25 protein-coding genes are annotated in these 23,775 nt (G+C 60.1%); 13 read left to right on the plus strand and 12 right to left on the minus strand.

Annotation, left to right across the window (positions count from 1 at the left end):
- Nucleotides 1–22 precede the first annotated feature (22 nt).
- The 3 genes from ACP7E6_RS03690 to mgrA all read left to right on the plus strand — a co-directional run bounded on the left by ACP7E6_RS03690 (nucleotide 23) and on the right by mgrA (nucleotide 3,162).
- A complete protein-coding gene (locus tag ACP7E6_RS03690; protein WP_426227993.1) occupies nucleotides 23–784 on the plus strand; it encodes a sugar phosphate isomerase/epimerase family protein in 762 nt (253 codons plus the stop codon).
- A gap of 29 nt (nucleotides 785–813) precedes the next feature.
- A complete protein-coding gene (locus ACP7E6_RS03695; protein ID WP_426228542.1) occupies nucleotides 814–1,947 on the plus strand; it encodes a Gfo/Idh/MocA family protein in 1,134 nt (377 codons plus the stop codon).
- Between the two features lie 183 nt (nucleotides 1,948–2,130).
- Nucleotides 2,131–3,162 carry an L-glyceraldehyde 3-phosphate reductase gene (gene mgrA, locus ACP7E6_RS03700; RefSeq protein WP_426227995.1) on the plus strand — a complete coding sequence of 344 codons (1,032 nt, stop codon included), beginning with the start codon at nucleotides 2,131–2,133 and terminating at the stop codon, nucleotides 3,160–3,162.
- 79 nt (nucleotides 3,163–3,241) lie between these two features.
- Here the strand turns inward: mgrA and ACP7E6_RS03705 are convergent, their stop codons facing one another.
- The 4 genes from ACP7E6_RS03705 to ACP7E6_RS03720 form a co-directional block, all read right to left on the minus strand.
- Nucleotides 3,242–4,261, minus strand: coding sequence for a sulfate/molybdate ABC transporter ATP-binding protein (locus tag ACP7E6_RS03705; RefSeq protein ID WP_426227997.1), 1,020 nt, complete (start codon nucleotides 4,259–4,261; stop codon nucleotides 3,242–3,244).
- On the minus strand, nucleotides 4,258–5,163 hold the full coding sequence (cysW, locus tag ACP7E6_RS03710) for a sulfate ABC transporter permease subunit CysW (RefSeq protein ID WP_426227999.1): 906 nt from the start codon (nucleotides 5,161–5,163) through the stop codon (nucleotides 4,258–4,260). Before cysW ends, ACP7E6_RS03705 begins: the two co-directional genes overlap by 4 nt.
- A gap of 2 nt (nucleotides 5,164–5,165) precedes the next feature.
- Nucleotides 5,166–5,993, minus strand: a complete 828-nt coding sequence (gene cysT / locus ACP7E6_RS03715; protein WP_426228001.1) for a sulfate ABC transporter permease subunit CysT — start codon at nucleotides 5,991–5,993, stop codon at nucleotides 5,166–5,168.
- A 92-nt stretch (nucleotides 5,994–6,085) separates the two neighbouring features.
- Entirely contained in the window at nucleotides 6,086–7,063 is a 978-nt protein-coding gene (locus ACP7E6_RS03720) for a sulfate ABC transporter substrate-binding protein (RefSeq protein WP_426228003.1), read from the minus strand.
- Nucleotides 7,064–7,571: 508 nt separating this feature from the next.
- Here ACP7E6_RS03720 and ACP7E6_RS03725 point away from each other — a divergent pair.
- Nucleotides 7,572–8,678: a TRAP transporter substrate-binding protein gene (locus ACP7E6_RS03725; protein ID WP_426228005.1), complete on the plus strand. Its 1,107-nt coding sequence runs from the start codon at nucleotides 7,572–7,574 to the stop codon at nucleotides 8,676–8,678.
- A gap of 116 nt (nucleotides 8,679–8,794) precedes the next feature.
- On the opposite strand, the gene ACP7E6_RS03730 is transcribed toward ACP7E6_RS03725, so the two are convergent.
- Both ACP7E6_RS03730 and ACP7E6_RS03735 read right to left on the minus strand, forming a co-directional pair.
- Entirely contained in the window at nucleotides 8,795–10,570 is a 1,776-nt protein-coding gene (locus tag ACP7E6_RS03730) for a TRAP transporter large permease (protein WP_426228007.1), read from the minus strand.
- Nucleotides 10,567–11,142, minus strand: a complete 576-nt coding sequence (locus ACP7E6_RS03735; protein ID WP_426228009.1) for a TRAP transporter small permease subunit — start codon at nucleotides 11,140–11,142, stop codon at nucleotides 10,567–10,569. The genes ACP7E6_RS03730 and ACP7E6_RS03735 overlap by 4 nt, the downstream gene beginning before the upstream one ends.
- 359 nt (nucleotides 11,143–11,501) lie before the next feature.
- Between ACP7E6_RS03735 and ACP7E6_RS03740 the strand changes: the two genes are divergently transcribed.
- Nucleotides 11,502–13,112, plus strand: coding sequence for a glycoside hydrolase family 43 protein (locus tag ACP7E6_RS03740; protein WP_426228544.1), 1,611 nt, complete (start codon nucleotides 11,502–11,504; stop codon nucleotides 13,110–13,112).
- Nucleotides 13,113–13,253: 141 nt separating this feature from the next.
- On the plus strand, nucleotides 13,254–13,607 hold the full coding sequence (locus tag ACP7E6_RS03745) for an RcnB family protein (protein WP_426228011.1): 354 nt from the start codon (nucleotides 13,254–13,256) through the stop codon (nucleotides 13,605–13,607).
- Nucleotides 13,608–13,671: 64 nt separating this feature from the next.
- Here the strand turns inward: ACP7E6_RS03745 and zigA are convergent, their stop codons facing one another.
- Both zigA and znuA read right to left on the minus strand, forming a co-directional pair.
- A complete protein-coding gene (zigA, locus tag ACP7E6_RS03750; protein ID WP_426228013.1) occupies nucleotides 13,672–14,877 on the minus strand; it encodes a zinc metallochaperone GTPase ZigA in 1,206 nt (401 codons plus the stop codon).
- 95 nt (nucleotides 14,878–14,972) lie between these two features.
- A complete protein-coding gene (gene znuA, locus ACP7E6_RS03755; protein ID WP_426228015.1) occupies nucleotides 14,973–15,965 on the minus strand; it encodes a zinc ABC transporter substrate-binding protein ZnuA in 993 nt (330 codons plus the stop codon).
- 104 nt (nucleotides 15,966–16,069) lie between these two features.
- Between znuA and ACP7E6_RS03760 the strand changes: the two genes are divergently transcribed.
- From ACP7E6_RS03760 to ACP7E6_RS03770, 3 genes are read left to right on the plus strand one after another with little or no spacing between them, the layout of a single operon-like run.
- Complete coding sequence (locus ACP7E6_RS03760; RefSeq protein ID WP_426228016.1) at nucleotides 16,070–16,993, plus strand: ATP-binding cassette domain-containing protein; 924 nt, start codon at nucleotides 16,070–16,072, stop codon at nucleotides 16,991–16,993.
- Complete coding sequence (gene znuB / locus ACP7E6_RS03765) at nucleotides 16,986–17,819, plus strand: zinc ABC transporter permease subunit ZnuB (protein ID WP_426228018.1); 834 nt, start codon at nucleotides 16,986–16,988, stop codon at nucleotides 17,817–17,819. The genes ACP7E6_RS03760 and znuB overlap by 8 nt, the downstream gene beginning before the upstream one ends.
- Nucleotides 17,819–18,223: a Fur family transcriptional regulator gene (locus ACP7E6_RS03770; RefSeq protein WP_426228020.1), complete on the plus strand. Its 405-nt coding sequence runs from the start codon at nucleotides 17,819–17,821 to the stop codon at nucleotides 18,221–18,223. Before znuB ends, ACP7E6_RS03770 begins: the two co-directional genes overlap by 1 nt.
- An 88-nt stretch (nucleotides 18,224–18,311) precedes the next feature.
- On the opposite strand, the gene ACP7E6_RS03775 is transcribed toward ACP7E6_RS03770, so the two are convergent.
- The 3 genes from ACP7E6_RS03775 to ACP7E6_RS03785 all read right to left on the minus strand — a co-directional run bounded on the left by ACP7E6_RS03775 (nucleotide 18,312) and on the right by ACP7E6_RS03785 (nucleotide 19,807).
- On the minus strand, nucleotides 18,312–18,842 hold the full coding sequence (locus tag ACP7E6_RS03775; RefSeq protein ID WP_426228022.1) for a gamma carbonic anhydrase family protein: 531 nt from the start codon (nucleotides 18,840–18,842) through the stop codon (nucleotides 18,312–18,314).
- Nucleotides 18,843–18,853: 11 nt separating this feature from the next.
- Nucleotides 18,854–19,537, minus strand: a complete 684-nt coding sequence (locus ACP7E6_RS03780) for a fumarylacetoacetate hydrolase family protein (protein ID WP_426228024.1) — start codon at nucleotides 19,535–19,537, stop codon at nucleotides 18,854–18,856.
- Between the two features lie 66 nt (nucleotides 19,538–19,603).
- Nucleotides 19,604–19,807, minus strand: a complete 204-nt coding sequence (locus ACP7E6_RS03785) for a hypothetical protein (protein ID WP_426228026.1) — start codon at nucleotides 19,805–19,807, stop codon at nucleotides 19,604–19,606.
- Nucleotides 19,808–20,065: 258 nt separating this feature from the next.
- Here ACP7E6_RS03785 and ACP7E6_RS03790 point away from each other — a divergent pair, with 258 nt between their 5' ends.
- From ACP7E6_RS03790 to dusA, 3 genes are all read left to right on the plus strand, one after another.
- Nucleotides 20,066–20,314, plus strand: coding sequence for a hypothetical protein (locus ACP7E6_RS03790; RefSeq protein WP_426228028.1), 249 nt, complete (start codon nucleotides 20,066–20,068; stop codon nucleotides 20,312–20,314).
- A gap of 252 nt (nucleotides 20,315–20,566) precedes the next feature.
- Nucleotides 20,567–20,809 (plus strand): DUF982 domain-containing protein, encoded by a 243-nt coding sequence (locus ACP7E6_RS03795; RefSeq protein WP_426131813.1) that lies wholly within the window; start codon nucleotides 20,567–20,569, stop codon nucleotides 20,807–20,809.
- Between the two features lie 343 nt (nucleotides 20,810–21,152).
- Nucleotides 21,153–22,259 carry a tRNA dihydrouridine(20/20a) synthase DusA gene (dusA, locus tag ACP7E6_RS03800; protein ID WP_426228030.1) on the plus strand — a complete coding sequence of 369 codons (1,107 nt, stop codon included), beginning with the start codon at nucleotides 21,153–21,155 and terminating at the stop codon, nucleotides 22,257–22,259.
- Between the two features lie 223 nt (nucleotides 22,260–22,482).
- Here the strand turns inward: dusA and ACP7E6_RS03805 are convergent, their stop codons facing one another.
- The gene (locus ACP7E6_RS03805; protein WP_037095903.1) at nucleotides 22,483–22,695 is read right to left on the minus strand and encodes a cold-shock protein; all 213 of its coding nucleotides are present in this window, start codon (nucleotides 22,693–22,695) and stop codon (nucleotides 22,483–22,485) included.
- Between the two features lie 495 nt (nucleotides 22,696–23,190).
- Here ACP7E6_RS03805 and ACP7E6_RS03810 point away from each other — a divergent pair, with 495 nt between their 5' ends.
- The gene (locus ACP7E6_RS03810; protein WP_426228032.1) at nucleotides 23,191–23,775 is read left to right on the plus strand and encodes a J domain-containing protein; all 585 of its coding nucleotides are present in this window, start codon (nucleotides 23,191–23,193) and stop codon (nucleotides 23,773–23,775) included.

Genomic DNA, 23,775 nt, shown 5'->3' on the forward strand with positions numbered 1-23,775 from the left:
TCGATCCCAAGGAGGAATTCCCATGCAGACCGTCAGCTTCCAGCTTTACAGCGCCCGCAATTTCCCGCCGCTTGCCGATGTCCTGAAGACTGTCGGTGCCGCCGGCTACAAACAGGTCGAGGGATATGGCGCGCTCTATGCCGCACTCGACGATGCAGCTCTTGCCGCGCTGAAGGCCGACATGGACAACAGCGGTGTCACCATGCCGTCCGCCCATTTCAGCCTCGACCTCCTCGAATCCGATCCGGAACGCGCCCTGCACATCGCCAAGACGCTCGGTATCCAGTCGATCTATTGCCCTTACCTTGCTGTCGAGGACCGTCCGACGGATGCGAGCGGCTGGAAAGCCTTTGGCGAGCGTCTGGAAAAGGCCGGCAAGCCCTTCCGCGATGCCGGTCTCGATTTCGGCTGGCACAACCATGATTTCGAATTCTTGGCGCTGCCCGACGGATCGATCCCGCAGGACCACATCTTTGCTGGCGGACCAAACCTGTCCTGGGAGGCGGATATCGCCTGGGTTATCCGCGGCGGTGCCGATCCCTTCGCCTATATCGAGAAATACGGCCAGCGCATCACCGCCGTGCACGTCAAGGACATCGCTTCGGCGGGCGAGAATGCCGATCAGGACGGCTGGGCCGATGTCGGCCATGGCACCGTCGAATGGGCCAGACTGTTCAAGGCGCTGTCGGCGACACCTGCCAAATATTACATCGTCGAGCACGACAATCCCAAGGACTACAAAGTGACGGCCGAGCGCTCGATCGCTTCGATCAAGACCTACTGAGAGAAAGACAGACCATGACACAGGAACGAGTGACAGGGGACCTTGGCGTCGGCATCATCGGATGCGGCAACATCTCCACCACCTATTTCACGCTCTCGCCGCTCTTTAAGGGCATCAAGGTTATCGCCTGCGCCGATATCAATCCGGCCGCCGCCGAAGCGCGCGCGTCCGAATTTGGCGTCAAGGCACAGACCATCGCGGAACTGCTGGCCAATCCGGAGATCGACATTGTCGTCAATCTGACGATCCCGGACGCGCATTTTCCAGTCTCCAAGATGATCCTCGAAGCCGGCAAACACGTCTATTCGGAAAAACCGCTGGTGCTGTCGCTGGAGCAGGGCGAGCAGCTGCGTGGGATCGCCACCGCCAACAACCTCAAGGTTGGCTGCGCTCCCGACACGTTCCTCGGCGGTGCCCACCAGCTGGCGCGCGACTATATCGACCAGGGCAAGATCGGCCGTGTCACCTCCGGCACCTGCCACGTGCTCAGCCCCGGCATGGAGATGTGGCATCCGAACCCGGACTTCTTCTTCCTGCCCGGCGGCGGCCCGATCCTCGATCTCGGCCCTTACTACATCGCCAACCTCATCAACCTGATCGGCCCGGTCAAACGCGTCGCGGCACTGACCTCGATGGCCAGTCCAAACCGCACCATCACCAGCGAGCCGCGCAAGGGCGAGGTTATTCCGGTGGAGACGCCGACCAACATCCATGCGCTGCTTGAATTCCAGAACGGTGCGACGATCACCTTGTCGGCCAGCTGGGATGTGTGGGCGCACAACCACGCCAACATGGAACTTTATGGCACGGAGGGCTCGCTGTTCGTACCGGATCCGAACTTCTTCGGCGGCACGGTCTCGGCCAGCGGCCGCGACAAGGACATCCAGCCGCTGGAGACCTGGGATCACCCATTCTCCGTTCCTAACCAGGAACACAAGCAGGGCATGATGGCCAATTACCGCACCGCCGGCCTTGCCGACATGGCGCTCGCCATCCTGGACGGGCGCGACGCGCGTTGCTCGCTGGAACGGGCTTTGCACGGCGTCGATGTCATGGTGTCGATCCTGAAATCCGGCGAAGAGGGCCGGTTCATCGAATTGACGACGACCTGCACCCAGCCGGCAGCCCTCGGCATCGAGGAAGCCAGGGCGCTGTTGCGTTAAAGCAAGTCCAGCAAAAGTGCGCATCGGTTGTGTCCGGATTGCAAAAACAAAGCCAAATCTGCGGTTACCCGGCAGTATCGCTTTGCACCGTCATCGCAATAAAATATACCGGATCTATCCCAATCCTTCCCGGAGCATCGCTGCTCCGGGAATTCCATTTTCAAAACAGGGCAGGATAAAACGATGAGCTGGCAACCGGCTGATAATCGCTATGAGACGATGAAGTACAATCGCTGCGGCAAGACCGGGCTGAAGCTGCCGGCGATCTCGCTCGGCCTCTGGCACAATTTCGGCCATGAGACACCGCATGAGCGCAAGCTCGACATGTGCCGCACCGCGTTTGATCTCGGCATCACCCATTTCGACCTCGCCAACAATTACGGCCCGCCTCCAGGTGCTGCCGAAACCGCATTCGGCGAAATCCTGCGCACCGATTTTGCCGGTCTGCGCGACGAGCTGATCATCTCGTCCAAGGCCGGCTACGACATGTGGCCGGGTCCTTATGGCGAATGGGGCAGCCGCAAGTACATGATCGCCTCCTGCGACCAGAGCCTTGCCCGCATGGGTCTCGATTACGTCGATATCTTCTATTCGCACCGCTTCGATCCCGAAACGCCGCTGGAAGAAACCTGCGGCGCGCTCGACCATATCGTCCGCTCGGGCCGGGCGCTGTATGTCGGCATTTCCTCCTACAATTCGCAGCGCACCCGTGAAGCCGCCGCGATCCTGAAGGATCTCGGTACGCCGCTGATCATCCATCAGCCAAGCTATTCGATGCTCAACCGTTGGGTCGAGGATGACGGTCTGGTCGATACGTTGGAAGACCTCGGCATCGGTTCGATCGTGTTTTCGCCTTTGGCGCAAGGCATGCTGACGACCAAATATCTCGGCGGCATCCCGACCGACAGCCGCGCGGCGCAGAACCACTTCCTCAAGAAGGATTTCATCCGCCCGTCGATCATCGACAACATCAAAAAACTCAACGAGATCGCCGAAAAGCGCGGCCAGACCCTGGCACAGATGGCGATCGCCTGGGTCCTGCGCGGCGGCCGCATCACGTCGGCACTGATCGGCGCCAGCCGTTCGTCGCAGATCGTCGATTGCGTGGCAGCGCTGAAGAACGACACGTTCACGGCGGAAGAACTGGCCGAGATCGACGCCTACGCCAAGGAAGCCGACATCAACCTGTGGGCCTCCTCGGCCGAGCGCGACTAAGCATCGGCTTACCTCCTCACGCAATAGAAAAAGGCACCGGGTCGCAAGATCCGGTACCTTTCGCATTCAGGGAGCCTATTCAAGCCGGATACACGCGCGGGCGGCGGATATCGACGAAGCCGCGCGCATCGGTGCGGAATGGGAACTCCGGGGCGGCGTCGAACTCGATGGACTGACCATCGACCGTCAGGGCAAGCACACGTTTGGAATCGGGCCGGTCGATAACGCGGGCGATGGTTGCCTGAATGCCGTGGCCGTCTTCGCGCCATGTCACGTCGGCCGGCCGAAAGAAGAGCTCGGCCGGGCCGTTGGCGATATCGGGCGCATCGAAGGCGACGTTCTGGATTTCGGCCTTTTCGTTTGAAACCGTTACCTTCAAGCGGTTGGCGTCGCCAAGAAAATTCATCACGAAGGCGCTGGCCGGGGCGCGGCAGACTTCTTCCGGCGTTCCGGTCTGGACGATCCTGCCCTTGTCGAGAATGACGACACGGTCGGCGAGGTCGAGGGCTTCGGCCTGGTCATGGGTGACGAACAGGGTGGTGATGCCGAGTTCGTCGTGGATCTTGCGCAGCCAGCGGCGCAGGTCGCGCCGCACATTGGCATCGAGCGCGCCGAACGGTTCGTCAAGCAACAGTACCTTCGGATCGACGGCGAGCGCCCGGGCCAGCGCCACGCGCTGCCGTTGGCCTCCGGAAATCTGGGCCGGGAACCGGTCCTCGAGGCCTTCGAGTTGCACAAGACGCAGCAGATGCGCAACCCGGCTGGCAATCTCTGCAGTCGAACGCCTGGTCTTCGAGACCTTCATGCCGAAGGCGATGTTTTCGCCAACCGTCATATGCGGGAACAGCGCGTAGTGCTGGAACACGAAGCCGACGCCGCGATGGCGCACTTCTATATCGGTGGCGTTTTCATCGCCGAAATAGATGGCGCCGCCATCAGGAAATTCGAGGCCCGCCACCATACGCAGGATCGTCGTCTTGCCGGAACCGGAGGGCCCAAGCAGCGCCACCAGTTCGCCGCTTTCGATGTCGAGCGAGAGGCCATGCACGGCGCGAAACGTGTCGAATGTCTTGACGACGGTGTCGAGGCGGATTTTCACGGTGTGGTCTCCGAAATATCAGGCGCTGTGCCGGCAAGCGATGGGCGGCGGACGCGGCCGGCGCCCCGGCGCTCGAGCGCCACCTTGGCAATCAGGGTAACGACGGCAAGTGCTGCAAGGATCGATGCGGCGGCAAAGGCGCCGACGGCGTTATAGTCGTGATAGAGCAGTTCGATATGCAGCGGCAGGGTATTGGTCTGGCCGCGAATATTACCGGACACTACCGAGACGGCGCCGAATTCGCCCATCACCCGCGAATTGCAGAGAATGACGCCGTAGAGCAGTGCCCATTTGATGTTGGGCAGCGTCACGAAGAAAAATGTCCGCCAGCCGCTGGCGCCGAGCGAGGTGGCCGCTTCTTCCAGATCGCGGCCCTGCGCCTGCATCAGTGGAATGAGTTCACGGGCAACGAAGGGGGCGGTCACAAACATGCTGGCAAGCACGATGCCGGGCAGGGCGAAGAGGATTTTGACGTCGGCCGATTGCAGCGTCTCGCCGAACAGACCCTGCAGGCCATAGACGAATAGATAGGCGACGCCGGCAACGATCGGCGACACCGAGAAGGGGATCTCGATGACGATCAACAGCAGGCGACGCCCCGGGAAGTCGAACTTGGTGAGGGCCCAGGCCGCTGCCACGCCGAATGCGGTGTTGATGGGAACGGCGATCAGTGCCGTCATTGCCGTCATCAGGATGGCATGGCGGGTGTCGGAATTAGTGATGGTCTTGCCGAAATAGGCAATGCCCTTGGAGAAGGCTTCGAAGCCGATGACGGCGAGCGGTGCGATGATGACCAGGGCCACCAGCGTCAGCACGATGGCGATCATCGTGTTGCGAAACAGGGGCACTTCGCCGATCCGCGGCGGGCGCCTGGTCTTGGTTCTGGCTTGGGCTTTGGCCATGATCAACCCTTTACCGTGTAGCGCAGGGCGCGAGCCTGCAGGAGGTTGGTGACGGCCAGCATCGTGAAGGCGGCAATCAGCATCACCGAGGCGATCGCCGCCGATGCGGGATAATCGTATTCTTCCAGCCGGATGAAGGCGAGGAGGGCGGTGATTTCCGTGTCGAACGGCTGGTTCCCGGCGATGAAGATGATGGCGCCGAATTCGCCGAGGCTGCGCGCGAACGAGAGCGACAATCCGGCCAGCAGCGCCGGCGCCAATTGCGGCAGGATCACCCGCAAAAAGATTTCCAGGTCGCTGGCGCCGAGTGTCTGGCCCGCTTCCTCCAGCGCCGGATCAAGCTCTTCCAGCACCGGCTGCACCGTGCGCACAATGAAGGGCAGGCTGGTAAAGGCCATGGCGATGATGATGCCGAGCGGCGTGTAGGCAACCTTGATGCCGATAGCGGCAAGCGGCGCGCCGAACCAGCCATTCGAGGCAAACAGCGTCGTCAGCGCAATGCCGGCAACGGCGGTCGGCAAGGCAAAGGGCAGGTCCACCAGGGCATCGATGAAGCGCCGGCCGGGAAAGCGGTAGCGGACGATGACCCAGGCCAGGGCCATGCCGAACACCAGGTTGAACAGGGTTGCCGCAAGAGCGCACAGAATGGTGACGCGATAACTGGTGATGGCGCGCTCGGATGACACGATCCGCCAATAGTCTTCCGGACCAAGGCTCGCAGCCTTGAAAATCAGTGCGCCGAGCGGCAGCACGACAATGATTGCGACATACACGAGTGTAATGCCGAGCGTCAGGGGCAAGCCTGGAAGAATGCGCCGTGCCAAAAACATGCCCTTTGAAAATCGAGTTTAAAAATAACGGGGAGGCCGCGGCGGAATGGGTTTCCGCTGCGGCCTCCGTTTTTCACATTCTGCGTGTGGGATCAACGATTTCCGTAGATTTTATCCAGGGCAGCACCTTCAGCGAAATGCTCTTCCTTGACCTTGCCCCAGCCGCCGAAGACATCTTCGACCTTGAGCAGGCGGACCTCGGGGAACTGATCCTTGAACTCGGCAGCGACCGACGCGTCGTTGACCCGATTGCCGTTCGCGGCCAGAATCTTCTGGCCTTCCGGCGTGTAGAGGAAATCGAGATAGGATTTGGCCAGATCGCGGGTGCCGTTCTTGTCGACCACCTTGTCGACGATCGCCACCGGGAACTCGGCGAGAAGGCTGACCGACGGCGTGACGATGTCGAACTTGTCTTCGCCGAATTCCTTGGCAATGCCCTTGGTTTCGGCTTCGAAGGTGATCAGCACATCGCCGGTTTCGCGCTCGACGAAGGTGGTTGTGGCCGCACGTCCGCCGGTATCGAATACCGGAACGTTGTCAAAGATCTTCTTGACGAATTCTTCGACCTTGGCCGGATCGTTGGCAAATTTTTCTTTCGCATAGGCTGTGGCCGCCAGATAAGTGTACCGGGCGTTGCCCGATGTCTTCGGGTTCGGGAAAATCACCTTGACGTCATCGCGTGCCAGATCGTTCCAGTCTTTGATGCCCTTCGGATTTCCTTCGCGGACCAGGAAGGACGGGAAGGAGTAGAATGGCGAGGCATTGTTGGCGAAGTCGCTCTTCCAGTCTTCCGAAACGAAGCCGCCCTTCACCAGAGCATCGACGTCGGTCACCTGGTTGAAGGTCACAACGTCGGCCTCTAGACCTTCGAGGATGGCGCGGGCCTGCTTGGACGAGCCGCCATGCGATTGGTCGATGGTAACGCCGGGATGGGCACCGATGAAGGCTTCGTTGACCTGTTCGAACAATTCACGGGAAATGTCGTAGGATGCATTGAGCAGCTTGTCTGCAGCGGCGGCCGGAGCGGTCAAGGCCGCAAGCGCGACACCGATGAGCAGTAGACGTTTCATGAAGAACTCCCGAGATTTGATTTCGGCTGGAGCATAGGGCGCGTGCGCGCGCGTGCCGAGGAACCCTTCTGTGAATGTTTCCGTCACATTGGAAAAATATTGCCGGAAAGCCTGCAATCGCGAAACGGTGGCCTTTAACGGGTAAAAATCGGCCTGGACTTCCGAATCCGGTATATTAGCTGTTTCAATAGTTTGCCGCTTTCTCTTCACAGATTCGTTGTGGCGGGACTGCTGTGATCAACTTTGCGTAAGCCGCTGCAAACATTGACGGTTGCCTTAGACAAAAGTCGAAGATCGTCATTTTCCCGCACGACTGGACATGAGGGGGTGAGCGTGTAATCTGCCGGATGGAGGCACGCGGATTCCGTGGAAATCGTGTGTCCGGATAAAATGGATTGAGATTGCGCATATCCGTTTTTGACCGGCCGATATCGGCCGGTGCGGTTTGTGCCCGCGGGGAGGAGCAGGTCCGGCTTTGCCGGCTGTCCGCGACAACAGAGGAGAGAACATGGATCGCCGTCTATTCATCAAGCGCGCGGCTCTCGGTGGCGTCGGCGCCGCTGCTGCCACGACGCTCGCAGCGCCTGCCATTGCCCAGAGCAATCCGAAGATCAACTGGCGCCTGGCATCGTCGTTCCCGAAGTCGCTCGACACGATTTATGGCGGTGCTGAAGTGCTGTCGAAATATCTGTCCGACGCCACGGACGGCAACTTCAAGATTCAGGTCTTCGCCGCCGGTGAACTCGTTCCGGGGCTGCAGGCTGCCGATGCCGCCGCTGCCGGCACGGTCGAAGCCTGCCACACGGTCTCCTACTACTACTGGGGCAAGGACCCGGTATGGGCGCTGGGTGCCGCCGTTCCGTTCGCGCTCAATGCGCGCGGCATGAACGCTTGGCATTACCATGGCGGCGGCATTGAGATGTTCAACGAATTCCTGGCAACGCAGGGGCTCGTCGGTTATCCGGGCGGCAATACCGGGGTGCAGATGGGCGGCTGGTTCCGCAAGGAAATCAAGACTGTTGCCGACATGCAGGGCCTGAAGATGCGCATCGGCGGCTTTGCCGGCAAGGTCGTCGAAAAGCTCGGCGTCGTGCCGCAGCAGATCGCCGGCGGCGACATCTATCCGTCGCTGGAAAAGGGCACGATCGACGCGGCCGAATGGGTCGGCCCCTATGACGACGAGAAGCTCGGCTTCTACAAGGTGGCGCCGTATTACTACTATCCCGGCTGGTGGGAAGGTGGACCGACGGTCCATGCGATGTTCAACAAGGCAGCTTTCGATGGCCTGCCGAAGAACTATCAGTCGCTGCTGCGCACCGCCTGCCAGGCGACCGACGCCAACATGCTGCAGAAATACGACTATCTGAACCCGGCCGCGATCAAGCGTCTGGTTGCAGCCGGCGCCAAGCTCAGCCCGTTCAGCCCGGAAATCCTGGCAGCCTGCTTCGACAAGGCCAATGAGGTCTATGCCGAGATGGAAGCGACAAATCCGACTTTCAAGAAGATCTGGGACTCGATCAAGGCCTTCCGCGGCGAGTATTATCTCAATGCGCAGATCGCCGAATACAATTACGACACGTTCATGATGATCCAGCAGCGCGGCGGCAAACTGTAAGCGCTGCTCGGATACCGTCACGGAAACGAAAAACCCCGAAGCTGAGAGGCTTCGGGGTTTTTCGTTGTCTACTAAATAGAGGAAGGGGCCGGTTCGAGAACCGGCCCCTTGGGCTGTCAATTGAAAGAGGGCGGAGCGCTCAGGTCGTTGGCGGGTTTCTGATCCGCCGGCTTCTGGTTGCTGCCGTCGAGCGGATTGCCGCCCGGCAACTGCAGGCCGCCCGGCAGACCGAGGCCGCCGCCATTGTCGGGCAGGGCCAGCCCACCACCACCCGTTCCAAAGCCCGGCACGACGATGTTGATCGTGGCCGGATCCACCACTGCGGCATCGCCCTTGTAGTGCATGACCATCTGCGGGAACATGATGGTGAGGGCCACCATGATGATCTGGATGCCGACGAAAGGCACGGCACCCCAATAGATCTGCCCGGTTGTCACCGGTTGCGTCACCTTGCCCGTCACCTTGTCGAGGTAAGGCACCTTGGCGGCGACCGAGCGCAGGTAGAACAGCGCGAAGCCGAAGGGTGGGTGCATGAAGCTTGTCTGCATGTTGATGCCGAGAAGCACCCCGAACCAGATGAGGTCGATCCCGAGGGCATTGGCTGCCGGAACGAGCAGTGGCACGATGATGAAGGCGAGTTCGAAGAAATCCAGGAAGAATGCCAGGAAGAAGACGAGCAGGTTGACCGTGATCAGGAAGCCCGTTTCGCCGCCGGGCATGGCGACCAGCAGATGCTCGACCCAGATATGGCCGTTGACGCCGTAGAAGGTCAAAGAGAATACCCGCGCACCGATCAGGATGAACAGCACGAAGGCCGAGAGCCGTGTCGTGGCGGCCAGTGCCGAGCGGATCACGTCCATGCTCAGCCGCCCCTTGATCGCCGCCATCACCAGCGCGCCGACCGCACCCATGGCGCCGCCTTCCGTCGGCGTGGCGATGCCGAGAAAGATCGTGCCGAGTACCAGAAAGATCAGTGCCAGCGGCGGGATCAAGACGATGATGACCTGCTGGGCAAGCCTGGACATGGCGTTGACCTTCAGACCCTTGTCGAGAAGAGCGACGACGTAGATGAAGCCGATGCCGACGGTCGCGCCGAGAATGTCGGCGTTTTCGCCATGCGTCGGATAAAGGTAGACATGGGCGGCATAGGCAAAGCCGGCCGCGACGACGAGTGCGATCAGCAGTGATGTCACGCCGGAGCCCAGCGTGCGGGCTTCAAGCGGCAGGGCCGGCATGGAATCGCGCCGGACGAAGGTCATGATCAGGATGTAGAGCATGTAGAGCCCGGTCAGAATCAGGCCGGGGATCAGGGCGCCAGCATACATGTCGCCGACGGAACGGCCGAGCTGGTCGGCAAGAACGATCAGCACCAGCGATGGCGGGATGATCTGCGCAAGCGTGCCGGACGCGGCAATGACGCCGGAGGCGACGCGCCGGTCATACCCGTAGCGCAGCATGATCGGCAGCGAGATCAGGCCCATGGCGATGACCGAGGCGGCAACGACGCCCGTTGTCGCCGCAAGCAGCGCACCAACGAAAATCACGGCATAGGCGAGGCCGCCGCGGATCGGGCCGAACAGCTGGCCGATCGTATCGAGCAGGTCTTCGGCCATGCCTGACCGTTCCAGCACAATCCCCATGAAGGTAAAGAAGGGAATGGCGAGCAAAGTGTCGTTCGACATCACCCCCCAGAAGCGATCGGGCAGGGCGTTCAGCAACGGCCAGGACAGGTTGATCGAGCCGCCGGACAAGGGCGCGAGTTCGACGCCGACGATGAAGAACAGCAGGCCATTGGCGGCGAGCGAGAAGGCGACGGGATAGCCCAGCAAAAGAAAGATGATCAAGGATACGAACATGATCGGCGCGAGATTGACGGCGATAAACTCCATCATGGGCGTGCCTCCGGAACGGTGACATCGTCAAGCGGCGCGTGGGTCGGCACATAGGGCGTCGGATCGTCCATATTGCCGGTCATGATCGCCACCTTCTTGATGATTTCGGAGACACCCTGCAGCGCAAGCAGCACGAAGCCGAACAGCAGGATGGCCTTGGCCGGCCAAACGATCAGGCCGCCGGCGCTGGAGGATCCTTCCTGCGAGCGAACCGACATCAGCACGTAGGGAATAAGATAATAGGTCATCAGCAGTACGAACGGCATCAGGAAGAAGACGTGACCGAACAGGTCGATCCAGTGTTGCGTCCGGCGCGAAAACTTGCCGTAGACGACGTCGATGCGGATGTGCTCGTTCTGGCTGAGCGTATAGGCCGCCGCCAGCATGAAGGCGGCGCCGAACAGGTACCATTGCGCCTCTAACCACGCATTCGACGACATGTTGAAGATTTTTCGGATGATGGCATTGCCGGCGCTGACCAGTACGGCCACCAGGATCAGCCATGAGACTGATTTGCCGATGATCTCCGTGACACGGTCGATGAGCCTGCTGATACCGAGCAGTGCGGCCATAGACGTTTCCTCCCCCGCTAAGCTGATTGTCGATGTTTTTTTGCCAAGCACAGCCACAGTGCCGATTTCAAGCCCCGATTCAAGTCCGCGCCCGGATTTTCCGGCATAGTCCGGCAACGTCATACCAAAGTCGCATCCAGACGGTTCTGTCTTTGCCTAAAGCTTGAGCAGGAGCTGTGGGAAACCGCGTCCGGGCCTAACAACTTGTATATGAGATGCTGCCCGTGCTCAGGCGAAACGCCGAGTCGGTGAGACTGTGAAGAATGTTCTTACAGGGTAAGACGGGGGCTTGAAACTGCGCCGAGTTTAAGGCGGTATGGCATTCCGAGAATCCATGAGGTACGTTCGTCATGACCACGGTGATCCGCAATCCCATTCTGCCGGGCTTCAACCCGGATCCATCGATCTGCCGCGTCGGCGACGATTACTATATCGCCACCTCCACCTTCGAATGGTATCCGGGGGTGCAGATCCATCATTCGCGCGATCTGGTGAACTGGACATTGGTGCGCCGGCCATTGGAGCGGGCGAGCCAGCTCGACATGCGCGGCAATCCCGACAGCTGCGGCGTCTGGGCACCGTGCCTGTCCTATGCGGATGGCCAGTTCTTTCTGGTCTATACCGACGTCAAGCGCTTCGATGGCAATTTCAAGGACGCCCATAATTACATCGTCACCTCGCCGACTGTCGAAGGGGAATGGTCTGAGCCGATCTATGTCAATTCGTCGGGCTTCGATCCGTCGCTGTTCCATGACGATGACGGCCGCAAATGGTTTCTCAACATGCAGTGGAACCACCGCACCGAGAGTTTCGGCGGCGCGCCGAAATCCCCGGCCTTCGACGGCATCCTGCTGCAGGAATGGGATCCGGCCACGAAACAGCTCACCGGCCCGATCCGCAACATCTTTGCAGGCAGCGCGCAGGGGCTGGTGGAAGGGCCGCATCTTTTCAAGCGCGACGGCTGGTACTATCTGACGACCGCCGAGGGCGGCACCGGTTACGATCATGTGGTCACCATGGCGCGCTCCCGGACGATCGAAGGTCCCTACGAGATGCACCCGCAGACGCATCTGATCACATCGAAGGATCATCCGGATGCCGTGCTGCAAAGGGCAGGGCATGGACAATATGTCGAGACGCCGGACGGCCAGGCCTACCATACCCATCTGACCGGCCGTCCTTTGGCACCACAGCGGCGTTGCACGCTCGGGCGCGAGACAGCGTTGCAGAAATGCGTCTGGGGCGAGGACGGCTGGCTCTATCTCGCACAGGGCGGCGTCGTTCCCGCTGTCGACGTTCCGGCGCCGGGCGAGGCTGCCGTCATCGAGAAACCGGCACGCATTGAAAGCGAATTCGACGGTCCAAATCTGCCTATGGATTTCCAGTGGCTGCGGACGCCGGCGCCGGAGCGGATTTTCTCGCTGACGGAAAGGCCGGGACATCTGCGGCTGTTCGGCCGGGAAAGTATCGGTAGCTGGTTCGAGCAGGCGCTGGTGGCGCGGCGCCAGGAGCATCATTCGTTCAGGGCCGAAACAGTCGTCGAATTCGAGCCGGACACCTATCAGCAGGCGGCCGGATTGACCCATTATTACAATCGTCACAAATTTCATGCGGTCGCGGTAACGCTGCATGAACAACTCGGCCGCGTGGTGACCATCTTTTCCTGCAATGGCGATTTTCCGCATAGCCGCATGACTTTTCCGGCCGGAAGCGGCGTTGCCGTCCCGTTTGGCCGGGTACACCTGGCCATGGAAATTCGCGATAACGATCTGCAGTTCTTCTGGCATCCGGACGGCTATCGCACATGGCGCAAACTCGGGCCTTTGCTGGATGCCGGGGTCGTTTCCGACGAGGGGGGACGCGGCGAGCACGGGTCCTTCACCGGGGCGTTTGCCGGGGTCTTTGCCTTCGATACCTCCGGCCGGGCGCAGGCCGCGGATTTCGACCGGTTTGCCTACGAGGCGCTGTAATCATCGGTTGCAACTTTGTGCATTGTATCAGTTAATTCTTATAATTAACTGATATCATTACAATTTTGTAATTTACGGTTTCAGTTTCCCTTCATCTTTATGGTCGTAGTTTCGGGGTGTCAAAAACGAAAGGACACCCCGATGAAACGTCTGCTGATTGCGCTGGTCGCAAGCTCCTTCCTCACGGCGCCGATGGCCTTCGCGCAGCCGGCCAAGCCCTTCGAAGTCGCCCAGGTGAAAGAACGCCATGTCGAGAAACGTGTCTATCGGCAGGGCAACACCAAAGTTGTCGAAAAGCGTGTCATCGAGAAAAAGCGCTGGGCACGCGGCCACCGCCTGTCGCCTTCGGAGCGCCGCCGTATCGCTGCGGTCAACGACTACCGACGCTACAAGCTTCGCGCGCCGCCGCGTGGCCAGCAGTGGGTTCGGGCCGGTAACGACTTTCTGCTGATCAGCGTCGCCACCGGCGTCATCGTCAATCTGACGACTCGCTGATCAGGTCGAACACGACAAGGGCGGCATTGAGCCGCCCTTTCTACACGGATCGCTGTCCAGCAGCCTAGCTAGCTCTTGCGGACCACTCCGTGAACGGATCCGCCAAGGCCCGCCAGCGGTCTGGTGTGAATGCGGTGGCATCGATCAGACAATCGTCGAGTTCCGCCTCCAAGGTTGCCTGGTCCATCGGGTCGGCGCCGATGAAGACGATTTCCTGGCGCCGGTCGCCCCAGATAGGATCGAGATAAGGCTTCATCATCGCAAGGAAGCCCGGGTCGTCCGGCCATTGGGTTTTAGGAACCGCCGACCACCACAATCCCATTTTCGAGGTCCGCACCATCGGTCCGGCCTGGCTGAGTTCGCCGGCGTGATGCGGCCGTGTCGCCAGCCAGAAGAAGCCCTTTGCCCGCACCACACCCGGCCATGGCCGGTGGACAAAATCGTGAAACCGTTCCGGATCGAAGGGTTTTTTTGCCCGGTAGACGAAGGAGCGGATGCCATATTCCTCGGTTTCGGGGATGTGATCCTTGAAACCGTGCAGTTCCTTGTACCAGAGCGGATGCTGCTCGGCCTTCTGCATGTCGAACAGGCCGGTGCCGAGAACGTCGCGCAAGGCCACTTTGCCAAAATCCGTCTCGATCAGCCGCGCATCGGCGTTCAGCCCGACGATGATTTTTCGCGCGGCATCGCGCTGCTCAGGTGTTGCACTGCCCGTCTTGTTGAGAATGACGACATCGGCAAACTCGATCTGTTCGACCAGCAGATCGACGAGCGTGCGGTCGTCGTTGTCTCCGGCAGTATCGCCACGGTCGGCCAGGAAGTCGGCGGAGGAATAATCGCCCAGCAGGCTGACCGCATCGACCACCGTCACCATGGTGTCGAGCCGTGCGACATCCGCGAGGCTGTTGCCGGCCTCGTCGCGGAATTCGAACGTGGTGGCGACGGGCAGGGGCTCGGCGATCCCGGTCGATTCGATCAGAAGGTAGTCGAACCGGTCCTGCTCGGCGAGCTTGCGCACCTCGTTAAGCAGATCGTCGCGCAGGGTGCAACAGATGCAGCCATTGGTCATCTCGACCAGTTGTTCCTCGGTCCGCGACAGGTTGGCGCCGCCCTCGCGCACCAGTGCCGCGTCGATATTCACCTCGCTCATATCGTTGACGATGACGGCAACCCGCAACCCGTCGCGATTGTTGAGAATGTGGTTGAGCAGCGTGGTCTTTCCGGCGCCAAGAAAGCCGGAGAGAACGGTGACCGGAAGTTTATCGGACATCGGTAACTCCTTTTAATGTTATATCATTACATTTGATGGCCTGAAAAAGGCGGACCTGTGCTGGTCCGCCTTTTCACGGTCTTGGGAGGACCTTTTTAGCTACCGTTGGAAAGGCAGGTTTTCAGCGATGTGCCGATGCTCTCCATCAATTGGAAATAGAGGTCGGGACCGGCCTCAAGCGTTGCCGCTTCCGGATCCAGCGTGCCGGACTTTGCCGACGTGCCTTCAAGCACGACGTTGACGAGTTTGGGTTCGAACTGCGGTTCGGCAAAAACGCAAGTGGCGCCGAGTTCGACGATCTTTTCATGGATCTGCTTCAGACGGGCAGCACCGGGCAGGGTCTCGGGGCTGACGGTTATCGATCCTGCCACCTTCACGTCGTAACGATGCTCGAAATACTGGTAAGCATCGTGAAAGACGATGAACGGCTTGTCCTTGATGGGCGCGACCGCCTCGACAAGCGACTTGTCAAGGGCTTCGAGCCGGATGTTCAGGGCATCGAGATTGGTTTTGTAGGTTGCGGCGTTGGCGGGATCAGCAGCGGCCAGCGTCTTTTCGATCTCTGCTGCCATTGCCTTGGCATTGGCGGGATCGAGCCAGAGATGCAGGTCGAACTCGCTTTCGTGGTGGTGATGACCGGCCTCATGGGCATGGCCCTCCGCACCTTCGGCGCCCGCTTCGTGCCCGTCGCCGTGATCATGGGCTTCAAAGGCTCCGCCTTCGCGGAATTTCAGTTTTTCAAGACCGGGCGCATCTTCCAACTCAACGATCTTGGCATGGGTGCCAAGCGATTCCAGCGGCTTTTCGAGAAAGGCTTCCAGTCCATGTCCCACCCAAAAGACCACATTGGCCTTTTCCAGCGCCGAAGCGTTCGAGGGTTTCATGCTGTAGGTGTGGGGGGAGGCGGCGCCTTCGACAATCAGCTTAGGTTCGCCGACGCCCTGCATGATAGAGGCGACTAGGGAGTGAATCGGCTTGATCGAGACGACGACATTGGGAACTTCGGCATGGGCGGTGCCGGCTGCCAGAAGCATGGAGGGGGCGAAAATCAGCGCCGATGTCAAAAGGAGGGAATTTTTCAGGCTCATGCGGGTACTCCTGTCTTGTAAATCAATGTAATGTTATTACATCAATTGCGTTATGCTATAACGTGTGGCATAGCGGCTGGCAACACCCCATCCGGATTTTTTTGATGCTGAATTTCCATAAGTCCGATCAGTCACCGCTCGTCTCGCTCAACAATGCCGGCATTCGGCGCAATGGCCGTTGGCTGGTGCGCGGCGTCGAGTTCTCGATCAGCCGTGGCGAGATCGTCACGTTGATCGGTCCCAACGGCTCCGGCAAATCGACGACGGCCAAGGCCGCGATCGGCGTGCTGAAGCCGGACGAAGGCTGGGTCGAGAAGCTGCCGGGTCTGACGGTCGGTTATGTGCCGCAGAAGCTTTCGATCGATTGGACGCTTCCACTGACCGTCGAGCGGCTGATGACGCTGACCGGACCGCTGAAGGGACGTGAAGTCGAGGAAGCGCTGCATTCGACCGGTATCGCCCATCTCGCCCGCGCCGAGGTGCAGCATCTGTCCGGCGGCGAGTTCCAGCGCGCCCTGCTTGCCCGCGCCATTGCCCGCAAGCCGGATCTGCTGGTGCTCGACGAGCCGGTGCAGGGCGTCGATTTTTCCGGCGAGATCGCGCTTTACGACCTGATCAAGTCCATCCGCAACAAAACCGGCTGCGGCATCCTGCTGATCTCCCACGATTTGCACGTGGTGATGGCCGAGACCGACACGGTGATCTGCCTCAACGGCCATGTCTGCTGCCGCGGCACACCGCAGATGGTCAGCCAGAGCCCGGAATATCTAAAACTGTTCGGCAGCCGCGCTGCCAAATCGCTCGCCGTCTACAGCCACGACCACGACCATACCCATCTGCCGGATGGCCGCGTATTGCATACCGATGGCAGCATTACCGAGCATTGCCACCCCGATGACGGCCATCATCATGGCGACCATTCGCATGACGATCACGCCACACGTGATCACGTGCATGGGCCGGATTGCGGCTGTGGTTACAAGAGCCGCCTGCAGGGCTACGATACCAAGGAGAGCGGCCGTGTTTGATGATTTCTTCACCCGCGCTCTCATCGCCGGCATCGGGCTAGCCATCACCGTTGGTCCGCTCGGCTGTTTCGTCATCTGGCGGCGCATGGCCTATTTCGGCGATACGATGGCCCATTCCGCTTTGCTCGGTGTAGCGCTGTCGCTGCTGCTCGATCTCAATCTGATGCTCAGCGTCTTCATCGTCGCGGCTGCCGTGTCGCTGCTCCTCTTGCTGCTGCAGAAGCGTGGTGCGCTTTCCACCGACGCTTTGCTCGGTATTCTCTCGCATTCGTCGTTGTCGATCGGCCTCGTCATCGTCGCCTTCATGACCTGGGTGCGGATCGATCTGGTCGGCTTCCTGTTCGGCGATATTCTTGCGGTCTCCGAGGCGGATATCGATCTGGTCTGGGGGGGCGGCATTCTCGTCCTCGCCGCGATCGTCTATCTCTGGCGGCCGTTGCTTGCCTCCACCGTCAACCCCGAACTGGCCGAGGCCGAGGGCCTGCAGCCGGAGCGGGCGCGGCTCTATTTCATGCTGCTGATGGCACTGGTGATTGCCATCGCCATGAAGATCGTCGGCATCCTGCTGATCACCTCGCTGCTGATCATTCCGGCAGCGACTGCCCGCCGCTTTGCCACGTCGCCCGAGATCATGGCGGTGCTCGCATCGGTCATCGGCGCGCTGGCGGTCACCGGTGGGCTTTTCGGCTCTCTGCATTTCGATACACCGTCCGGCCCGTCGATCGTGGTTGCGGCGATGGGGTTTTTCGTGCTCAGTCTGCTGCCGTTCGGCCGCAACAAACAGGCAGAGACGGCGATACACTCGACGCATGGAGGACATCACTGATGGCGGCACAACAACTCACCAAGAACCAGTCGCTGGTCCTCGACACGCTCAATCATGCCGATGGCCCACTCAGCGCCTACACCATCCTCGACAAGCTGCGCGATCACGGGTTTCGCGCGCCGCTGCAGGTCTACCGGGCGCTCGACAAGCTGTTGGAATTCGGCTTGATCCACCGGCTCGAAAGCATGAATTCCTTCGTCGCCTGTGCCCATCCTGATCATCACCATCACCATGATCATGGTGTGACGGCCTTCGCCATCTGCGAGGACTGCGGCCAGGTGACCGAGATGCATGACGAGGCAATGGAAGCGCGTCTGTCGGTGCTGGCCGGCAATCAGCATTTCAAGACCGAAAAGACCACGATCGAGATTCGTGGCCACTGCCAGAACTGCACGGCTGAATAGACGGGCGAGCGCCTGATCCAGCTTCACTTCTCGCCCGCCAACATATGGCGAGGACGCCCGGTTCCAGATGCGTCAGCTCCGGCGTCGCCTATCCGATAACGGCAAGGCTGGTTGCAAACAGCTGCCATTTGCTGACGTAGCTATCCGCCGATTTTCTCAATCCAGCGACGGCGGCCTCATCCAGCAATCGGATGGCTTTTGCCGGCGCCCCGACGATCAGCGATTTGTCCGGAAAGGCTTTACCCTCGGTCACCAGTGCATTGGCGCCCACCAGGCAATTGTTGCCAATGACGGCACCATTCAGCACCGTTGCCCCCATGCCGATAAGCGAATTGTCACCGATCGTGCAGCCGTGCACTATGGCGCGATGGCCGATGGTGCAGCCTTGCCCGATGGTGACGGGCAGGCCGGGATCGACATGAATGACCGCGCCCTCCTGGATATTGGTGCGGGCGCCGATCCGGATCGGCTCGTTGTCGCCGCGCAGCACTGCACCGAACCAGATGCCGACATCGTCGCCCAGTTCGACCTCACCGATGACATGGGCGTCCGGAGCGATCCAATAGCGGCCGAACGGCGGCACGGTGGGCCGGGTGGAGCCAAGAGCATAGAGCGGCATGGGTGTCTCCCTCAAACGACCGTGACGGTCATCGTCGCGATACCATCGATACCGCACGATACTGCGTCGCCGCGGGCTACCGGCCCAACGCCCGACGGCGTGCCGGTCATGATGATGTCGCCGGCGGCAAGCGTAAACAGTTTCGACAGTTCGGCGATGATTTCCGGGGTTTTCCAGATCATCTGGTTGAGATCGCCCTGCTGCTTGATCTTGCCGTTGATCTTCAGCCAAATGTTGCCGTCTGTGGGATGTCCGATAACCTCTGCCGGCACGATCTGCGACAGCGGCGCCGAATATTCGAAGGCTTTTGCCGCCGCCCAGGGTTTGCCCGCAGCCTTCGCCTCTGCCTGCAGGTCGCGGCGGGTGAAGTCGATGCCGACGGCATAACCATAAACGCAATCGAGCGCATCGCCGGCGTCAATGGCATCGCCACCCTGTTGCAATGCGATCACCAGCTCAACCTCGTGATGCACATCGCTCGATAGCGGCGGATAGGGGAATTCAGCTGCCTGGACAAGATTGTCCGGATTTTTTTGGAAGAAGAAGGGCGGTTCGCGATCGGGATCATGGCCCATCTCGATCGCGTGGGCGGCGTAGTTGCGCCCAACGCAATAGACCCGGCGGACGGGAAACCTCTGCTGGGAATTCAGCACCGGCAAAAGCACCGGGGCGGGAAGGGGGAATACAGTTGTCATCGACGTCCACCATTCGATTGCGAATGCTGGACGATAGCACCCATTTCAGGGGTGGGGAAAGCGGCTTCAGCTGCAGACGTAGGCCTGAAGCTGGTCGCGTGTCAGAAACTCGCTGTCTGCCCGGGAATTGTATTCCGGATGAGTATATTCCAGGCTCGGGACATCTGGAAGCTCCAGCGCCTGACGGACGGTCATAATGCCGACGTCGCGGCGGTCACTGCCGTGCTTCAAGCTGACTTCGACGATCCGATACAGATTTTCCTCTACCATTGTGTTCTCTCCCGTCTCTTATTTTTTGATTCTGGGTTGTAGTAGCCACTCCGAAATTGGTTTTTATGAGGCACCTCCTCTATTAGCATGCCACACATGAAGAAATCACAACAGTGATTTTTTAGCAGATGCTTAGATTTGTGCCGGAATGAAACGCGTTACCGAACATCACTTCCGATCCGTATTTGCCGACGTCCGGGCAACTTGGAACAATGCGGCGGCTCGGGTGTTTTCCAGCGAACAGCAAAGGAGTGCGAGATGGCGAATATCAAGAATTTGCGGACCGGTTTTACCGGCGAACTCGATGAAACCAGCGGTGTAGCGGCCAAAGCGAAACAGGCGGCCAGCTATGTCCGGGACGAGGCCACTGCTGTGGCGCAAAATGCTCAGGATCATCCCTCCGCCACCAGCACCGCCTTGCTGGTCTTCGGTGCAGCCGCTTTCGTTGCGGGCTATCTGATCGGCAGCGCATCCAGTGGCCAGGAGACACGAAGACGTTACTGGTAACGGTTGCGTTGCATCAAATTTTATTTGATTTTTGTGCGACGCAACATTATAGTCATATTTATCGCAGCGATTCACCTCCTCCCGAAAAGCTGCGACCGATCAGCGGTCACCTCCTCCCGACCGTGGGTCATTTTCAGAAGCCTGCCGCACCTCCTCCCGCGGCAGGCTTTTTTCGTTTTGTGCTCTGCCCAACGGGAACCAAATCGGTTATGTTACCGTTATGGTCTGGCAAGACATTCGGAGGAGACGCTCATGCCAAATACCAAATGGTCCAACCCCGTCGAAGTCGGATTTGCGCACAAGGGTTCTCAAGTCGTTTTGGGACCGTTCGACGCGTTGATCTGCCTGATGGACACTTGGCCCGATCTTCGCGGTCCCCGTTACGTTGCAGCCCGTAGCTTCTGCCGCGCCGCCATTGACGGCCGCAAATCGCCTGAAGAGGCCCGCGCGGTGTTCATTGCTGCCGCCGAGGAGGCCAAGCTGCAAGCGCACTGACGCTTTTTGCAGCGATGAACTGACCTCAATCGCGCGTACGGCGCGGTAATCTGTCGTTTTCTCATTTTCTCTCATATCCATCTGCTGACCTCAACCACGACCGTGCGGGATGCCTCGATATCCGCAGCCGGTTTGGCTCGCGATATGCTTTTGCGCTTTTGCCCTCGACCGCCAGTCATCAAACCTTTCAAAGTCCCGTCTCGCTTTCAAAACCTCGCCGCTGTATAAGGCGGCGATTGGTTGGGCCGCTTCGAGCTGCGGGATATCCGTCTCCGGTTGCGCGCCTGTTTCTCCACTACAGTATACCGCCTGCAATGCGTGCGGGGATGAAGGTATTTTTTTGATGGGCACTGCAGCGATTTCGGCATCGATCGGCACCGCTTCGACATATTTCGCAGCGCCGGTCTTCGCCGTAGCCCCGATGATCGACTGGACCGACAGGCATTACCGGTTCCTGGCCCGGCAGCTTTCCAAACACGCCTTGCTCTATACCGAGATGATCGTCTCCGAAGCGATCCTGCGGGGTGACCGTCAGAGGTTGCTAGGGTTCGATGCGGTCGAGCGGCCGGTGGCGCTGCAACTGGGCGGCAATGATCCTCGCAAGATGGCGGAGGCCGCGCGGATCGGCCAAGCGTTCGGTTATGCCGAGATCAACATCAATGTCGGCTGTCCTTCGGACCGCGTACAATCCGGCACGTTTGGCGCCTGCCTGATGCGCGAGCCTTGGGTCGTGGCGGAATGCGTCGCGGCGATGAAGGCGGCGGTGTCCATTCCCGTGACAGTCAAGTGCCGGATCGGGGTCGATGATCAGGACCCGGAGATCGCGCTGCGCGATCTGGTATCGCGGGTGGCAGAGGCCGGAACCGATGCGGTCTGGGTTCATGCGCGCAAAGCCTGGCTGCAGGGGCTGTCGCCGAAGGAGAACCGCGATATTCCGCCGCTGGACTATGGTCTGGTTCACCGGCTCAAGGCGGAACATCCCGGTCTTTTCATTGGTCTCAATGGCGGTCTTGGCAGTTTGAGTGAGGCTGTTGAAGAACTGAATCACGAAGCGGTGCTGGATGGGGTCATGCTCGGGCGGGCGCCGTATCATGATAGCGCCATGCTGACCGGCGTGGACGGGTATTTTCCGCATCCGCTGACGGGGGCGGCTGCCGTCGATTTCTCCGGCGAAGCCTTTACCGCCAATGGCCACCGCCAGTCTGCGGATTTCTGGGCCGGGGTGCGCGATGCGATGATGGGCTATGCGGCCGGGCATATCGCTGCCGGCGGACGGCTGATCCATGTCACCCGCCACATGGTCGGGCTGTTCCAGAGCTGGCCGGGCGCACGGCGGTTCCGGCAGATCCTGTCGGCCGATGCGACGCGGGCAGGGGCCGGGCCGGAGGTGATCGCGGCGGCATTCGAGGCGATCTTTCTGGCTGCCGAGGCAAAACAGGCGGCGGAGTAGGAGTTGGCGAATAGTGAGTAGTGAGTAGTGAGTAGTGAGTAGTGAGTAGCGAATGGTCAGTAGTGCAGGCTTCTCTATTCTATTCTATTCTATTCTATTCTATTCTATTCACTATTCACTATTCACTATTCACTATTCACTATTCACTGCCACGCCGCCACAAAAAAAAACGGCGCCCGGGGGACGCCGTTTAATCAGTCGTCGCAAGCAGTCGGATCGAGGCTTAGTCAGCCTGGATGTTGACGGCCTTCGGGCCCTTGCCCATGCGATCCGGCTCGGTGTCGAAGGTGACCTGCTGGCCGTCCTTCAGGGTCTGGAGACCAGCGGCCTGCAGCGCGGAGATGTGTACGAACACGTCTTTGGCGCCGCCTTCCGGCGTGATGAAACCAAAACCCTTGTCCTGGTTGAAGAATTTTACGGTGCCCTTGGTGGCCATGGGAGAAGTCCTTTTTTCCCTTAATGATATGTCCTCACCCCTGCCAGGGTGGAGACGTTTTTCTTTCCGGTTTTGTCTTTATTCCGGAAAGCCAGTCGGAGAAGTCGATAACGGGGAAAGAACGTCTACAGTGCCTTTCGGCACGCCCGGATTTTTCCGGGACCATACAGCCAGTCCAGTCTCCGGGATGCTAACGCCCGAACGCGGAAATATTTGCAGCAAAAAAAGAAAATAGCAAGCGTTTAATCCTTTGCACTCAACCGCCTGTCGGTACCGGCCGGACGCTGCACCAAGACGCAACCGGATCGGTTTTCCGGCGCCGCTGCGGCCGCGGCCGGGGAAAACCGCGCGCCGTCCCGATCTCGCCCCAATTTGGTCCCGGCGATGTCGGATCAAGGGCCCGGCGCGCCGCATCGCTTTTGGGTTGATGCCGGCCGGGCGAAGGGTTAGGTCAGGGACGGACTGGACGAATGCAGGGACTGAAGAGGTGGCGTTGTGATCGACCCCTATGAAACGCTGGGACTGGACCGCGGCGCCGACGAACCGGCGATCAAGGCGGCCTATCGCCGCCAGGTGAAGGCCGTCCATCCCGACAGCGGCGGCGATACCGAGGCGTTCGGCCGGCTGCAGGCCTGCTACGACCTGTTGAAGGACCCGGTGCGCCGCAAGGTCTACGACAATACCGGCTACGACCCGCAGCTGGCCGACCCGCGCGACCTGCAGGGCATTTTGAAGCTGGAAACGCTGGTCAACGATTTCATCCTCGACGAGCGCGAGCCCGGCAGCTTCGACCCGGTCGCCGCCATGCGCCGCAAACTGTCCGACGATATCGTCAAGAGCCGCTTCCACATTCTCGAGCTGGAGCGCCACCGCGCCCGGGTGCGCCAGCATCTCGACCGCCTCGGCCGCCGCCCCGCCGCCGATATTCTCGGCTCGATGCTGCGCACCCGCTCGCAATCGATCGCCGAGGCCATCCGCAGCGCCGAAGCGCAGATCGAGGCGACCGAACAGGCCTATACGATCCTGGAGGACTATTCGTACGAGCTGGAAATACTCGACGCGGTGAAGGCGGCGGAGTAG

Source organism: Pararhizobium sp. DWP3-4 (assembly GCF_049898205.1).
GTDB lineage: Bacteria > Pseudomonadota > Alphaproteobacteria > Rhizobiales > Rhizobiaceae > Pararhizobium.

Bases quoted from the DNA above. Each gene is read 5' to 3' on its own strand.
- ACP7E6_RS03690 (WP_426227993.1), top strand. From the start codon at position 23: ATGCAGACCGTCAGCTTCCAGCTTTACAGCGCCCGCAATTTCCCGCCG.
- mgrA (WP_426227995.1), top strand. From the start codon at position 2,131: ATGAGCTGGCAACCGGCTGATAATCGCTATGAGACGATGAAGTACAAT.
- cysW (WP_426227999.1), bottom strand. From the start codon at position 5,163: ATGGCCAAAGCCCAAGCCAGAACCAAGACCAGGCGCCCGCCGCGGATC.
- cysT (WP_426228001.1), bottom strand. From the start codon at position 5,993: ATGTTTTTGGCACGGCGCATTCTTCCAGGCTTGCCCCTGACGCTCGGC.
- ACP7E6_RS03720 (WP_426228003.1), bottom strand. From the start codon at position 7,063: ATGAAACGTCTACTGCTCATCGGTGTCGCGCTTGCGGCCTTGACCGCT.
- ACP7E6_RS03725 (WP_426228005.1), top strand. From the start codon at position 7,572: ATGGATCGCCGTCTATTCATCAAGCGCGCGGCTCTCGGTGGCGTCGGC.
- ACP7E6_RS03730 (WP_426228007.1), bottom strand. From the start codon at position 10,570: ATGATGGAGTTTATCGCCGTCAATCTCGCGCCGATCATGTTCGTATCC.
- ACP7E6_RS03735 (WP_426228009.1), bottom strand. From the start codon at position 11,142: ATGGCCGCACTGCTCGGTATCAGCAGGCTCATCGACCGTGTCACGGAG.
- ACP7E6_RS03745 (WP_426228011.1), top strand. From the start codon at position 13,254: ATGAAACGTCTGCTGATTGCGCTGGTCGCAAGCTCCTTCCTCACGGCG.
- zigA (WP_426228013.1), bottom strand. From the start codon at position 14,877: ATGTCCGATAAACTTCCGGTCACCGTTCTCTCCGGCTTTCTTGGCGCC.
- znuA (WP_426228015.1), bottom strand. From the start codon at position 15,965: ATGAGCCTGAAAAATTCCCTCCTTTTGACATCGGCGCTGATTTTCGCC.
- ACP7E6_RS03760 (WP_426228016.1), top strand. From the start codon at position 16,070: ATGCTGAATTTCCATAAGTCCGATCAGTCACCGCTCGTCTCGCTCAAC.
- ACP7E6_RS03770 (WP_426228020.1), top strand. From the start codon at position 17,819: ATGGCGGCACAACAACTCACCAAGAACCAGTCGCTGGTCCTCGACACG.
- ACP7E6_RS03775 (WP_426228022.1), bottom strand. From the start codon at position 18,842: ATGCCGCTCTATGCTCTTGGCTCCACCCGGCCCACCGTGCCGCCGTTC.
- ACP7E6_RS03780 (WP_426228024.1), bottom strand. From the start codon at position 19,537: ATGACAACTGTATTCCCCCTTCCCGCCCCGGTGCTTTTGCCGGTGCTG.
- ACP7E6_RS03785 (WP_426228026.1), bottom strand. From the start codon at position 19,807: ATGGTAGAGGAAAATCTGTATCGGATCGTCGAAGTCAGCTTGAAGCAC.
- ACP7E6_RS03790 (WP_426228028.1), top strand. From the start codon at position 20,066: ATGGCGAATATCAAGAATTTGCGGACCGGTTTTACCGGCGAACTCGAT.
- ACP7E6_RS03795 (WP_426131813.1), top strand. From the start codon at position 20,567: ATGCCAAATACCAAATGGTCCAACCCCGTCGAAGTCGGATTTGCGCAC.
- dusA (WP_426228030.1), top strand. From the start codon at position 21,153: ATGGGCACTGCAGCGATTTCGGCATCGATCGGCACCGCTTCGACATAT.
- ACP7E6_RS03805 (WP_037095903.1), bottom strand. From the start codon at position 22,695: ATGGCCACCAAGGGCACCGTAAAATTCTTCAACCAGGACAAGGGTTTT.